Source organism: Streptomyces sp. NPDC054786 (assembly GCF_053611685.1).
Window position 1 is genome coordinate 1 of sequence record NZ_JBSHAW010000087.1, and the last position, 13,517, is coordinate 13,517.

A 13,517-nucleotide genomic window follows, 5' to 3' on the forward strand; every position below is an offset into this window, starting at 1 on the left:
TTGGGCATAACCTCCCCCGCGGCTCCATCCAAACCCTGGCGGGCCGCCCGGCCCCGATCGCTGCCGGGCGGCCCTCGTGGTGCGCGCGGAGCGCCTACGCGCTCTTCTCCTGCGGCTCCCCCGACTCGCCGCGATTGCGCGGTACCAGGGTCGGGTTCACATTCGAGTGCACGACGTCCTCGGTGATGACGACGCGGGCGACGTCCTTGCGGGACGGGATTTCGTACATCACCGCCTGGAGGACTTCCTCCATGATGGCGCGCAGACCGCGGGCGCCGGTGCCGCGCAGGATGGCCTGGTCGGCGATGGCCTCCAGGGCCGGGCGGTCGAAGTCCAGCTCGACACCGTCGAGTTCGAAGAGGCGCTTGTACTGCTTGACGAGCGCGTTGCGCGGCTCGACCAGGATCTGCAGCAGGGCCTCGCGGTCGAGGTTGTGGACCGAGGTGAGGACGGGGAGGCGGCCGATGAACTCCGGGATCATCCCGAACTTCACCATGTCCTCCGGCATGACGTCCTGCAGCTGGTCCTTGGACTCGATCTCCCGCTTGGAGCGGATCGTGGCGCCGAAGCCGATGCCCTTGGCGCCGGACCGGGACTCGATGATCTTCTCCAGGCCGGCGAAGGCACCGCCGACGATGAAGAGGACGTTGGTGGTGTCGATCTGGATGAATTCCTGGTGGGGGTGCTTGCGGCCGCCCTGGGGCGGGACGGAAGCGGTGGTGCCTTCCAGGATCTTCAGCAGCGCCTGCTGGACGCCCTCGCCGGAGACATCGCGAGTGATCGACGGGTTTTCGCTCTTCCGGGCGACCTTGTCGATCTCGTCGATGTAGATGATGCCGGTCTCGGCCTTCTTGATGTCGAAGTCCGCGGCCTGGATCAGCTTGAGGAGGATGTTCTCGACGTCCTCGCCGACATAGCCGGCCTCCGTCAGCGCCGTGGCGTCGGCGAAGGCGAAGGGGACGTTCAGCATCCGGGCGAGAGTCTGCGCGAGCAGGGTCTTGCCGGAGCCGGTCGGGCCGAGCAGCAGGATGTTGGACTTGGCGAGCTCGATGCCCTCTTCGCCGCGTCCGGGGCCGTTCTCGCCCGCCTGCACCCGCTTGTAGTGGTTGTAGACGGCGACCGAGAGCGCCTTCTTGGCGGGATCCTGGCCGACGACATAGCCGTTCAGGAACTCGTAGATCTCCCGCGGTTTGGGGAGCTCCTCCCACCGCACCTCGGAGGTCTCTGCGAGTTCCTCCTCGATGATTTCGTTGCAGAGGTCGATGCACTCGTCGCAGATGTACACACCAGGTCCCGCGATGAGCTTCTTCACCTGCTTCTGACTCTTTCCGCAGAATGAGCACTTGAGCAGGTCGCCGCCGTCACCGATGCGTGCCACGAGGTGCTTCCCCTTCGCCTGGGATCCGCATTGCTCCGCGGACCCGGGTGCTTGCCTATCGACGGTACCTTGCCGGGCCCCCCGTACGGGCCCCCCTTGGACCGACTCGGTTCACTCGATCCGGGTCCGGTCCAAGGGGGCAACGCTCCGGCTCACTTCGCGAAGATCGCTAGCCGATCGCGACGGACGACTTCCGCGTGGAGACGATCTGGTCGACCAGACCGTACGCCAAGGACTCCTCGGCGGTCAGGATCTTGTCACGCTCGATATCGTCACGGATCTTCTCGATCGGCGTGGAGGAGTGCTTGGCCAGCAGGTCCTCCAGCTGCGAGCGCATCCGCAGGATCTCGTTGGCGGCGATCTCCAGGTCGGAAACCTGGCCGCGGCCGGTCTCGCTGTAGGGCTGGTGGATCAGCACACGGGCGTTCGGCAGCGCCATCCGCTTGCCGGGGGTGCCGGCGGCGAGCAGCACCGCCGCGGCGGAGGCCGCCTGGCCCATGCAGACCGTCTGGATGTCCGGCTTCACGAACTGCATCGTGTCGTAGATGGCCGTGAGCGCCGTGAAGGAACCGCCCGGGCTGTTGATGTAGATCGAGATGTCCCGGTCCGGGTCCATCGACTCCAGGCACAGCAGCTGCGCCATGACGTCGTTGGCCGAGGCGTCGTCGATCTGCACGCCGAGGAAGATCACGCGCTCCTCGAACAGCTTCGCGTACGGGTCGTACTCGCGCACGCCCTGCGAGGTGCGCTCGACGAAGCGCGGGACGATGTAGCGGGACTCGGCGCGCGGGCCGGAAAACTCGGACTCCGCAACCTGGGAGAGGCCGCTGCCGGGGTAGTTGTTCATCGTGGTGTTCACCGTCCTGGTGGCGATCAAGTGGGCTGGGGGCTGTAGGGCGAGTGGTACGGGGCTCAGGCCCCGGTGCCGCCCCCGCCCGGAACGCCGGCGGCGGAAGTCATCACATCGTCGATCAGGCCGTACGTCTTGGCCTCATCGGCGGAGAACCAGCGGTCGCGGTCCGAGTCCTGGGTGATCCGCTCGACGGTCTGACCGGTGTGGAAGGCCGTCAGCTCCGCCATCCGCTTCTTGGTGTGCAGCAGCCGCTCGGCGTGGATCTTGATGTCCGACGCGGAGCCGGCCAGGCCGGCCGAGGGCTGGTGGATGAGGATCTCGGCATTCGGCAGCGCGAAGCGCTTGCCCGGGGTGCCGGCGCTCAGCAGGAACTGCCCCATGGAGGCGGCCAGGCCCATCGCGATCGTCACCACGTCGTTCTTGATGTACTGCATGGTGTCGTAGATCGCCAAGCCGGCCGAGATCGATCCGCCCGGGGAGTTGATGTAGAGGAAGATGTCCTTGTCCGGGTCCGCGGCGAGAAGAAGCAGCTGCGCGGTGATCTTGTTGGCGATGTCGTCGTCGACCGGCTGGCCGAGGAAGATGATCCGCTCGCCGAGCAGCCGGTTGTAGACCTGGTCGCCGAGGCCACCGAAGGTCGGCTCAGCGGCGGCGGAAGGCATCGGGATCGTCACGTGTCCACCTGCTCGTTGTCGGACGGCTCCAGGCCGTCTCAGCGTCGTCTGCTGGGGCGTGGGGAGGCGGCGCCGTGTGTGGCCCCGGCGCGGTTTCAGGGACTCCCCTGCCCTCGTATCTACGGACCCTAACGCGCAGGTCGGACAACGCCATCCCGCATCGATAACTGTTCGCTGTGAGCGCAGGCTCACGGGGTGGTACGACCACGGGCCCGAACACGCGGACGTGCGTGTTCGGGCCCGTGATGCAGAAGAACTGCGCGCAGGCGCGAGATGTCCGGGGCTCAGGCCTCGGGCTTCTCCTCCGCGCCCTCCGCCTCGACCTCGGTGGCCTCAGTGGCCTCGACGGTCTCGGCGGTCTCGTCCTCGTCGTCGAGCTCGATGACCTCGCCGTTGCTGTCCTTGACCGTGGCGGCCTCGACGACGACCGCGAGGGCCTTGCCGCGGGCGACCTCACCGACGAGCATCGGCACCTGGCCGCCCTCGACGACGGCCTGGGCGAACTGGTCGGGGGACATGCCGGAGGACTGCGCGCGGCGCATGAGGTGCTCGGTGAGCTCCTCCTGGCTGACGTTCAGCTTCTCCTTGTTGACCAGCTCGTCCAGGATGAACTGGGTCTTGATGCCCTTCTCGGCCTGCTCCTTGGTCTCGGCGTCGAACTCTTCCTCGCTCTTGCCCTGGATCTCCAGGTACTTCGCGAGGTCGAGGCCCATCTGGCCGAGCTGGTGGTTGACCAGGTTGTGCTTGCGGGTCTCCATCTCGTCCGCGAGCAGCTTCTCCGGCATCGGCACCTCGACGAGCTTGAGCAGCTCGTCCAGGACCTTCTCCTGCGCCTGGGTGGCCTGGTCGTACTTCTTCATCTGCTCGAGGCGCTTGCGGCTGTCCGCCTGGAGCTCCTCGAAGGTGTCGAACTCACTGGCAAGCTGCGCGAAGTCGTCGTCCAGCTCGGGCAGTTCGCGGGACTTGACCTCGGTGACCTCGACCTTGACCTCGGCCTCCTTGCCCTCGGCGGAACCGCCCTTGAGCTCGGAGGTGAAGGTGGCCTCGGCGCCGGCCTCCAGGCCGGTGACGGCCTCGTCGATGCCGTCGAGGAGCTCGCCGGAGCCGACGGTGTAGGTGACGCCCTGGGCGACGCCGTCCTCCAGGACCTCGCCGTCCACCTTGGCCTCGAGGTTCAGCGTCAGGACGTCGCCGTCCTGGGCCGCACGCTCGACCGGGCTGGTCGTCGCGAAGCGCTCACGCAGCTGCTCGACGGACTTGTCGACGTCCTCGTCCGACACCTCCACGGCGTCGACCTCGACCTCGATGCCGGAGTAGTCCGGGATCTCGAGGGCGGGGCGGATGTCGACCTCGGCGGTGAAGGCCAGCAGCTCGCCGTCCTTCAGCTCGGTGATGTCGACCTCGGGCTGGCCGAGGACGTTCAGCTCACCCTCGTTGACCGCTTCGGTGTAGAACTTCGGGAGCGCGTCGTTGACGGCCTCCTCCAGCACGGCGCCGCGGCCGAACCGCTGGTCGATGACCCGGGCCGGGATCTTGCCCTGGCGGAAGCCCTTCACCGTGACCTGCTGGTTGATCTTCTTGTACGCCGCGTCGAGGCTGGGCTTGAGCTCCTCGAAGGGCACCTCGACAGTGAGCCGAACCCGAGTCGGGTTCAGGGTCTCCACGGCGCTCTTCACGGTTCGGTCTCCTTGGGGCTGACTTCTGGGGTCCTGCTTGAGATCTGCCGACGCCCGATGATCCGGGTCCGGCCGATCACGCCCGGTACACAGACACACGGGCACGCAGCTTGCATAGTAACCGCAAGGAGGATGACGCCCACAACGCGATCTTGGACGGCCGCCGATCTTGCGGCACTGCCATGGTGGGCCGGAGGTTCCGCCCGACTCCGTGCTGTCGGGCTGACCTGCTGCTGGTCGGGGTGGCCGGATTCGAACCGACGACCTTCCGCTCCCAAAGCGGACGCGCTACCAAGCTGCGCCACACCCCGTCGGTGCGACACGTAGGGTACATGGCCGCGGACGGTACGGCTGCCAGTTATCGGGAGCCCGCCGGGGGCGTGTGCGGGTGAGGGCGGGCGGCACACACCGTCGGCGTGAAGGGATGTGCGGCGCACCGCCGCGACCCGCTAGGATGCACTGCGTGCCGAGGTCCTGCGACCTGCGGCGCTCGCGGGCGTAGCTCAATGGTAGAGCCCCAGTCTTCCAAACTGGCTACGCGGGTTCGATTCCCGTCGCCCGCTCGTACAGGAAGCCCCAGGCCGGATGGCCTGGGGTTTTCCGCTTTCCGGAGCGGGCTGCCGGGCTTCCGGAGCGGGCTGCCGGGCTTCCGGAGCGGGCTGCGGGGTGTCTGCATCCCTCTTCGCCCGGCGGACGCGAGTGAATAGGGTGGCCGGCATGGAGATCTGGCTCAATCCCGCGTGCTCCAAGTGCCGTTCGGCCGTGGAGATCCTCGACGAAGAGGGCGCCTCGTACACCGTGCGCCGCTATCTGGAGGAGCCGCCGGACGCCGATGATCTGCGCGGGGTGCTGGTGCGGCTGGGACTGGAGCCCTGGGACATCACCCGGACCCAGGAGGCCGAGGCGAAGGAGCTGGGCCTCGCGGAGTGGGAGCGGACCGACGCCGCGCGGGAGCGGTGGATCGCGGCGCTGGCGGCACACCCCCGGCTGATCCAGCGTCCCATCATCACCGCGGACGACGGGTCGGCGCTGGTGGGACGGAGCGAGGAAGCCGTACGCGAGGCAGTGGCGCGGACCGGGGGCGAAGAGACCTCTGACGGCTGAAACGCGTGCGGCGTCCGGCACGGGGACCGGCGGGCACCCGCCGAGGCGGAGCGCCTAGAAGCTGATGTGGTTGATGGTCTCCGCCAGGGAGTTGAGAAACCGGTTGATGGACGGCGCCATCCCCGTGGAGGCCAGGAAGAAGCCGAACAGTATGGCGACGAACGCCGGACCCGCCTTGATCGACTTCCCTCTGATCAGCACGATCAGAATGATCCCCAACAGCAGCACCACTGACAGCGAAAGAGCCACACTGATCACACCCTCGGTCGGAACGCCTCACCGGCCCGGGGGCATGCCGCGCACACCCCCCTGCACCCATCGTGCCACCAACTCCATGCCCACTGCAGGCCGGTGACGAATCATCGGCCAACGCTTTGCCCGATTCCAGCCGGTGGTGGGCCGCGGGGCCGCGACAGGGTGACGCGGGGGCGGCGAGGTGACGCCCGTGCGGCGGGCCACGAGCGGCCGGGCCGGGCCAGGAATTTCCCGCCCGACGCGGTGCGGGCAATTCGCTCCGGTCATTCACCCGGGGGCATTCTGATCATTTTCCGGGCCGGGCAATTTCCCGTCCGTGGTATCCGTCACTGCCTTACGGCGCACCATGAAGGCTTATTAGCATTCGGACATAAGACTAAGGAATCGGACATTCCCCCAGAGTCGTTTGCGGGGGATAGAGGGCGATTTGAGGTGACGATAGGGTACGAAACGGACAGCTGTGGAAGGGGGTCTCCGCAGTGTTAGCGGATTTTATCCGCGTCCCGTCCACGGCGGAACCCGAGGAAAAGGGGAATGCTTCCGATGCGGTTTTACGCATTCGCCGACCGCCGCTATCGTGCCTCCAATGTTTCCCGCTGCCCCGACACCCCGACGCGAACTTCCCCCTGCCCGGGCGGCGGAGGGAACCGATCGGCCGGAGCCCACGGACCGGCCGTCCGGCGCGGCGGAGGGTGCGGCGGCGCCCTCACCGAAGACCGGTAGCCGTCACGCGTTCTTCGACAACGCGAAGTACCTGGCCATCGTGCTGGTGGCGATGGGGCACTCATGGGAACCGCTGACCGACGGCAGCCGCGCCGCCGAGGCGCTCTACATGACCGTCTACACCTTCCACATGCCGGCCTTCATCATCATTTCCGGCTACTTCTCGCGCAGCTTCGACATGCGCAGGGACCGGCTGCAGCGGCTGGTCACCGGGGTCGCGGTGCCCTATGTCCTCTTCGAGACCGCGTATGCGTTCTTCAAGCGCTGGGCGGACGACGATCCCGGCCACCCCATCAGTCTGCTCGACCCGTGGTTCCTGACGTGGTTCCTGGTGGCCCTGTTCATCTGGCGGCTGACCACCCCGCTGTGGAAGGTCGTGCGCTGGCCGATTCCGCTCGCGGTGGCCATCGCCGTCCTCGCGTCCGTGTCCCCGGACATCGGCGATGATCTGGACCTCCAGCGGGTGCTGCAGTTCCTCCCGTTCTTCGTCCTGGGGCTGGCGCTGCGGCCGGAGCACTTCAAGCTGGTGCAGCGGCGGATCGTGCGGATCGCGTCGCTGCCCATCTTCGCCTGTGCGCTGGTGATGGCCTACTGGGCGGCGCCCCGGATGAGCTCGGCGTGGTTCTACCACCGGGACAGCGCCCAGGAATTGGGCACCACCTGGTGGATCGGCGCGGTGATGACGCTGGCGCTCTTCGGCTGCTCGATCGTGATGGTGGCCTGCTTCTTCTCCTGGGTGCCGACGCGGCGGACGTGGTTCACGGTGCTGGGCGCCGGGACGCTGTACGGCTATCTGCTGCACGGCTTCCTGGCCAAGGGCTCGCGGTTCTGGGGCTGGTTCGACGACTACGCCTGGCTGCACTCGCCGCTCGGTGAGGTCGCGGTCACCCTGATCGCGGGGGGCATCGTGACGGCCCTGTGCACCCCGCCGGTCCGCAGGGCGTTCCGCTTCGCGATGGAGCCGACGATGGCATGGGCGTTCCGCAAGGACCCGGCCGATACGGCACGGGCTCGCGTCGGCGCCTGAGCGCGCGTCCCTCCCGGTCCGCGCGAGCCCGGCCAGGCGGCGGGGAGAGCGCCCGGACCACGTCCGCCCCGGGCACCCGCGACCCCGCCCCGTTACGCGTCCCGGTTACGCGTCCCGGCAGATCAGCAGCAGCGCGCGGTCGTCGTTGACGTCCTTGGCGACGGCCTCGATCAGATGCCAGGCGGCCCCGGCGAAGCCACTGGCGACATAGCGGTCGGCCTCGCCGGTCAGCCGGTCGATGCCCTCCGCGATATCGCGGTCGGCGGCCTCGACCAGGCCGTCGGTGAACAGCATCAGCACGTCGCCCGGCCGCAGTGTCCCCTTGACCGGGTCGAACTGGGCGCCGTCGTAGACGCCGAGCAGCGGCCCCTCCCCCGACTTCTCCTCCCAGCGGCCGCTGCCGGCGCTGAGCTGGAGGGCCGGCAGATGTCCCGCGGAGAGCAGTTCGTAGTCGCCGGACTCCAGGTCGAGGACGAGATGGATGGAGGTCGCGAACCCCTCGTCCCAGTCCTGGCGCAGCAGATAGCCGTTGGCGGCGGGCAGGAAGCCGTGCGGCGGCAGCGAGCCGAGCAGACCGCCGAAGGCGCCGGACAGCAGCAGCGCGCGGGAGGCCGCGTCCATGCCCTTGCCGGAGACATCGGTCAGCACCACTTCGAGGATGTCGCCGCCGTGCGTGCGGGAGGCCACCACGAAGTCGCCGGAGAAGGACTGTCCGCCGGCCGGGCGCAGCGCCATCTCGTGGTGCCAGCCCTCGGGCAGCTTGGGGAGTTTGCTCTGGACGCGGATCCGTTCGCGCAGGTCGAAGAGCATCGTGCCGCCGCGCCGCCAGGGCACCCCGACCCGGCTGCGGAACTGCGCGATGAGCAGCCCGAAGAGCCCGACCGCGGCGACGACCAGGACCGTGCCCGGAGTGATCCGGTCCGGTCCTTCGTCGTACGGCCCGAACAGTGCGGCTTCGACGACCAGCGCGGTCGCGGACGCGCCGTACAGGACCAGGAGGTTGGCCGGTCGCAGCAGCAGTCCGCCGGAGATGACCGGGAGGACCAGCGCCGTCGGGGCGATCCATTCGGGCCACCGGAGAGTGCCCGCGGCGATGGCGGGTATGGCGAGGAGGAGGACGGCCAGCGCGAACCGGTCGGAGCCCTCACCCCGGAAGTAGTCGACCCCGGCCTTGCGCACGCCGATGCGGGCCCGGTGCAGACCTTTGTGCATCCGGGCCGTCAGGGGTTCCGTTCCCTGGCCACTTGTCATTTCTCTGGGACCTTATCCACCCGTTCGGCGGCGCGTCGATTCGCCGCACGTCGCTCCGGCGGATTGCCGGGAAACACCGTTCGAAATGCGGTCGCGCGGCCGGAGAGTGTCCTGCTAGGCATGGGGTATGGCGACGGAATTGCGCATGCTGCGGGACGTCGAATGGGACAGTTGGTCCGACGCGTTGGACCTGGCGTTCGGCGGGCTTCCGCTGTCTCCCGAGGAGCGCGCCCTCCGGCGTGACCTCACCGAGACGGAGCGGTCGTTCGGCGTCTGGGACGACGGCGACTGCGTCGCCACGGCGGGAGCGTACTCCTTCGGGCTCACCGTGCCGGGCGGGGCCGAGGTGCCGGTGGCCGGCGTCACGATGGTCAGTGTGCAGCCGACGCACCGCCGCCGCGGGCTGCTGCGTTCGATGATGCGGCACCAGTTGGCGGACGTCCGGGAGCGCGGTGAGCCGCTGGCGGTGCTGACCGCCTCGGAGCCGGCGATCTACGGCCGGTTCGGCTACGGGCCGGCGGCCCAGGACATGCAGCTGACGGTGGACACCGTGCGGCTGCCCGCCCCCGAACTGCCCGGGGTGGACGGCGTACGGCTGCGGTTGGTGGACCCGGCGGCCGCGGTGGCCGACTGCGAGCGGGTCTATGCCCGGCTGGTGCCCGCCCGGCCCGGGATGCTTGCCCGGCGGCCCGGCTGGGAGCGGATCCCCGTACTGGACGCCCCGGACAAGCGGGACGGGGCCGGGGTACTGCAGTGTGTGCTGGCCGAGGTGGACGGCGAAGTGCGGGGATATGCGCGCTTTTCCGTCGCACCGGGACGTGACCACGGCGGGCCGTCGGGCACGGTGCGGGTGCGGGATGTCGAGGCGCTGGACCCGGTGGGGTACGCGGCGCTGTGGCGCTTCCTGTTCGGCATCGATCTGACGTCGTCGGTGTCGGTGTCCACCCGGCCGGTGGACGATGCGCTGCTGCATCTCGTCCCGGACATGCGGCGGTGCGGTATCCGGCTGGACGAGTCGCTGTTCGTGCGGCCGGTGGAGGTGGGCGCGGCGCTGGCGGCACGGACCTACCGGACGCCGGTGGAGGTGGTGCTGGAGGTCGCGGACCCCTTCTGCCCGTGGAACGAGGGGCGTTGGCGGCTGTCCGGTGACGCGGCGGGCGCCTCGTGCGAGCGGACCACGGACCCGGCCGAGCTGGCCCTGTCCGTACGGGAGCTGGGGTCGGCGTATCTGGGCGGCTTCACGCTGTCGTCGCTGGCGGCGGCCGGCCGGGTCCACGAGCTGCGGCCCGGTGCGCTGACGGCGGCGTCGGTGGCGTTCGGGTCGGATGTGGCGCCCTGGCTGCCGCACGGGTTCTGAGGCCGGCGGCTGGCAGCCCGGGCACCAGAAGAGGTTGCGGGCGGCGAGACCGGCGGTGCGGATCTCGCCGCCGCAGATGTGACAGCCCTGGAGGGCGCGGCGGTAGACGTACACCTCGCCGCCGTGGTCGTCGACCCGCGGCGGGCGGCCCATGGCCTCCGGCAGATGTTCCGGGCGGACGGTGTCGATCCGGTTGTGCCGGACGCCCTCGGCCATCAGGAACACCAGGTCGGCCCAGATCGCGTCCCACTCGCGGCGGGTGAGGTCGCGGCCGGGGCGGTAGGGGTCGATGTGGTGGCGGAAGAGGACCTCGGCGCGGTAGACGTTGCCGACGCCGGCGATGACCTTCTGGTCGAGCAGCAGCGCCGCGATCGTCGTACGGCTGCGGGAGATCCGCTGCCAGGCGCGGGTTCCGTCATCCTCGGGGCGCAGCGGGTCGGGGCCGAGCCGGTCGTGTATCGCGCGCTTCTCGCCCTCGGTGATCAGTGCGCAGGTGGTGGGGCCGCGGAGGTCCGCGTAGGCGGACGGGTTCGCGAGCCGGAGGCGCACGGTGTCGGTGGGCGGCGGGGCGGGGGCCGTGCCGAAGCCGAGCTTGCCGAACAGGCCGAGGTGGACATGGATCCAGCGGTCCCGTCCGAAGCCGAGGAAGAGGTGTTTGCCGTGCGCCTCGGCGCAGGTCATGACCTGGCCGTCGACGAGGGCCGCGCCGCCGGCGAACTTGCCCTGGGGGCTGCTCGCCCGTACCCGTCCGCCCTCGAAGCGGGAGCGGTGGTCCAGGGCGAGGCGGTGGATCGTATGCCCCTCGGGCACGGGTGTCCTCCAGTGGGCGCGCCCGCCCGCCCCGGCGGCCGGGGTGGACGGGCGACGGCGTGAGCGGTGGTCAGCCCTGCGGGTGGTGGGCGGGGACGGGCGGCAGTTCGCCGGTGGTCTCGTAGGCCGAGAGCATGTTGATGCGGCGGGTGTGCCGTTCCTCACCCGAGTAGGGGGTGTTGAGGAAGATCTCGACGAACTTGGTCGCCTCCGCCTCGGTGTGCATCCGGCCGCCCACAGAGATGACGTTGGCGTCGTTGTGCTCGCGGCCGAGCTTGGCGGTCTCCTCGCTCCAGGCCAGCGCGGCCCGTACGCCCTTGACCTTGTTGGCGGCGATCTGCTCGCCGTTGCCGGAGCCGCCGATCACGATGCCGAGGCTTTCCGGGTCGGCGGCGGTCTTCTCCGCGGCGCGCAGGCAGAACGGCGGGTAGTCGTCCTGGGCGTCGTAGATGTGGGGACCGCAGTCGACGGGCTCGTGGCCATGGGCCGTGAGCCACTCGACGAGGTGGTTCTTGAGTTCGAAACCTGCATGGTCGGAGCCGAGGTACACGCGCATGCGATGAGTGTGACACGGCCGGTGCCGGGTAGGCGCCGCTGGGTCTTCCCAGGGCTGCGTGCACAGAAAGCCACCCCCCGCCTTCCGTACGCAAGCGCATTGCGCAACCGCCCAGGGTTTCACACAACAATCCGGCTTCAGACCTTCCAATCAACGGTTAACGAAGATCTAATGCGGGGGATCCATCCGCGAATCACAAAGGACGGTGCACATGGGCGCGCACCTTCCCCCGAGCTCCGCAGGAGCAGGGGGCACCCCCACCACCACAGCGGTCCCCGGTGCCGGTGGCCCCGGCGGCGGACCCACCGGGGGGCAGTCGCAGGACGGGCTGCAGGCAGGGCTGAAGAACCGCCATCTGTCGATGATCGCCATCGGCGGCGTCATCGGCGCCGGTCTGTTCGTCGGCTCCGGCGCCGGTATCTCGGCCGCCGGTCCCGGCATCCTGCTCTCCTACGCGCTGACCGGTCTGCTGGTCGTGCTGGTGATGCGGATGCTGGGTGAGATGGCTGCGGCCTCGCCCACTTCCGGCTCGTTCTCCGCCTACGCGGACCGGGCGCTGGGCCGCTGGGCCGGGTTCACGATCGGCTGGCTGTACTGGTTCTTCTGGTCGGTCGTGCTGGCCGTCGAGGCGACCGCGGCCGCCGCGATCCTCACCGGCTGGGTGCCGGCCGTCCCGCAGTGGGCCTGGGCGCTGCTGGTGATGATCGTGCTGACCGGCACGAACCTGGTCTCGGTCGGCTCGTTCGGCGAGTTCGAGTTCTGGTTCGCCGGGATCAAGGTCGTCGCGATCGTCGTCTTCATCGTGGTCGGCGCGCTGGCGGTATTCGGGCTGCCGCCGGGCGGCGCCCCGGTCGGCACGGAGAACCTGACCGGGCACGGCGGATTCCTGCCGCACGGTCCCGGCGCGATCCTCTCCGGCATGCTGCTGGTGGTCTTCTCCTTCATGGGCAGCGAGATCGTCACGCTGGCGGCGAGCGAGTCGCCGAACCCGGTGCAGGCCGTCCGCAAGGCCGTCAACAGCGTCATCTGGCGGATCGCGCTCTTCTACATCGGCTCGATCGCGGTGATCGTGACGCTGCTGCCGTGGAACTCCGCGGCGGTGAAGAAGAGCCCGTACGTGGCCGTGCTGCAGTCGCTGGACATCCCGTACGCGGGCACCGTGATGGATGTCGTGGTGCTGACCGCGGTGCTGTCCTGTCTGAACTCCGGGCTCTACACCGCCTCCCGGATGGCGTTCTCGCTCGGGCAGCGCGGCGATGCGCCGAAGGCGTTCGCCACCGTCAACAAGGGCGGGGTGCCGGCGGTCGCGATCTGGGCGTCGGTCGCCTTCGGCTTCGTTGCCACGATCTTCAGCTACACCTCGAAGGACACCATCTTCCAGTTCCTGCTGAATTCGTCGGGCGCGGTGGCGCTGTTCGTGTGGCTGGTCATCTGCTTCTCGCAGCTGCGGATGCGCCGGATCATCGAACGGGAGACGCCGGAGCGGCTGACGGTGCGGATGTGGCTGTACCCGTGGCTGACCTACGCGACGATCGCGCTGATCGTCTTCGTCATCGGCTACATGTTCTACAACCCGGACGGGCGCCAGCAGATGGTGCTGTCGGTGGTCGCGGCCGTGGTGGTGCTGGCGGTCGGGCTGATCCTGGACCGGCGGCGGCCGCGGGACACCGCGGCGGCGGACGCGGCAAGCACCCCGGGCGTCGGGGCGCGGGCCGGGGACCGGGTCTAGGGTCCGGCGTGCCAGGGCCGGACAGGCCCTGGGCGGGGCACCAAAACGGGCCGGGGCCCCCCCCCCCCCCGGGGGGGGGGCGGGGGGCCCGCCCCGGGGGGGGCGGGGGGGGGGGCCGCCACGC

General features: G+C 69.4%; 11 protein-coding genes, 2 tRNA genes and 1 pseudogene. 5 read left to right on the top strand and 9 right to left on the bottom strand.

The annotated features are described in order from the left end of the window. Positions 1-94: 94 nt before the first annotated feature. The 5 genes from clpX to ACWGI6_RS37850 form a co-directional block, all read right to left on the bottom strand. Positions 95-1,378, bottom strand: coding sequence for an ATP-dependent Clp protease ATP-binding subunit ClpX (gene clpX / locus ACWGI6_RS37830; protein ID WP_393909795.1), 1,284 nt, complete (start codon positions 1,376-1,378; stop codon positions 95-97). A 169-nt stretch (positions 1,379-1,547) separates the two neighbouring features. Further along, a complete protein-coding gene (locus ACWGI6_RS37835) occupies positions 1,548-2,225 on the bottom strand; it encodes an ATP-dependent Clp protease proteolytic subunit (protein WP_453271717.1) in 678 nt (225 codons plus the stop codon). A 65-nt stretch (positions 2,226-2,290) separates the two neighbouring features. After that, complete coding sequence (locus tag ACWGI6_RS37840) at positions 2,291-2,893, bottom strand: ATP-dependent Clp protease proteolytic subunit (protein ID WP_030082101.1); 603 nt, start codon at positions 2,891-2,893, stop codon at positions 2,291-2,293. A gap of 296 nt (positions 2,894-3,189) precedes the next feature. Further along, the gene (gene tig, locus ACWGI6_RS37845; protein WP_453271718.1) at positions 3,190-4,581 is read right to left on the bottom strand and encodes a trigger factor; all 1,392 of its coding nucleotides are present in this window, start codon (positions 4,579-4,581) and stop codon (positions 3,190-3,192) included. A gap of 234 nt (positions 4,582-4,815) precedes the next feature. After that, a tRNA-Pro gene (locus ACWGI6_RS37850) sits at positions 4,816-4,892 on the bottom strand. A gap of 181 nt (positions 4,893-5,073) precedes the next feature. Between ACWGI6_RS37850 and ACWGI6_RS37855 the strand changes: the two genes are divergently transcribed. Further along, positions 5,074-5,144 (top strand) — tRNA-Gly (locus ACWGI6_RS37855). Between the two features lie 154 nt (positions 5,145-5,298). Then, entirely contained in the window at positions 5,299-5,685 is a 387-nt protein-coding gene (locus ACWGI6_RS37860) for an arsenate reductase family protein (RefSeq protein WP_453271719.1), read from the top strand. A 54-nt stretch (positions 5,686-5,739) separates the two neighbouring features. On the opposite strand, the gene ACWGI6_RS37865 is transcribed toward ACWGI6_RS37860, so the two are convergent. Then, positions 5,740-5,934 carry a hypothetical protein gene (locus ACWGI6_RS37865; protein ID WP_393909791.1) on the bottom strand — a complete coding sequence of 65 codons (195 nt, stop codon included), beginning with the start codon at positions 5,932-5,934 and terminating at the stop codon, positions 5,740-5,742. Between the two features lie 592 nt (positions 5,935-6,526). On the opposite strand from ACWGI6_RS37865, the gene ACWGI6_RS37870 reads away from it, so the two are divergent. Next, positions 6,527-7,690: an acyltransferase family protein gene (locus tag ACWGI6_RS37870; RefSeq protein WP_453271720.1), complete on the top strand. Its 1,164-nt coding sequence runs from the start codon at positions 6,527-6,529 to the stop codon at positions 7,688-7,690. A gap of 105 nt (positions 7,691-7,795) precedes the next feature. On the opposite strand, the gene ACWGI6_RS37875 is transcribed toward ACWGI6_RS37870, so the two are convergent. Next, positions 7,796-8,941, bottom strand: a complete 1,146-nt coding sequence (locus tag ACWGI6_RS37875; RefSeq protein WP_453271721.1) for a PP2C family protein-serine/threonine phosphatase — start codon at positions 8,939-8,941, stop codon at positions 7,796-7,798. 127 nt (positions 8,942-9,068) lie between these two features. Here ACWGI6_RS37875 and ACWGI6_RS37880 point away from each other — a divergent pair, with 127 nt between their 5' ends. Next, positions 9,069-10,298 carry a GNAT family N-acetyltransferase gene (locus ACWGI6_RS37880; RefSeq protein ID WP_453271722.1) on the top strand — a complete coding sequence of 410 codons (1,230 nt, stop codon included), beginning with the start codon at positions 9,069-9,071 and terminating at the stop codon, positions 10,296-10,298. Between the two features lie 3 nt (positions 10,299-10,301). Here ACWGI6_RS37880 and ACWGI6_RS37885 read toward each other — a convergent pair. Continuing rightward, positions 10,302-11,108 (bottom strand): annotated as a pseudogene (locus ACWGI6_RS37885) (Fpg/Nei family DNA glycosylase); the annotation flags it as partial. A 70-nt stretch (positions 11,109-11,178) separates the two neighbouring features. Then, positions 11,179-11,664, bottom strand: coding sequence for a ribose-5-phosphate isomerase (locus tag ACWGI6_RS37890; RefSeq protein WP_453271723.1), 486 nt, complete (start codon positions 11,662-11,664; stop codon positions 11,179-11,181). A gap of 211 nt (positions 11,665-11,875) precedes the next feature. Here ACWGI6_RS37890 and ACWGI6_RS37895 point away from each other — a divergent pair, with 211 nt between their 5' ends. Continuing rightward, the gene (locus tag ACWGI6_RS37895) at positions 11,876-13,393 is read left to right on the top strand and encodes an amino acid permease (protein ID WP_453271724.1); all 1,518 of its coding nucleotides are present in this window, start codon (positions 11,876-11,878) and stop codon (positions 13,391-13,393) included. Positions 13,394-13,517: the final 124 nt, after the last annotated feature.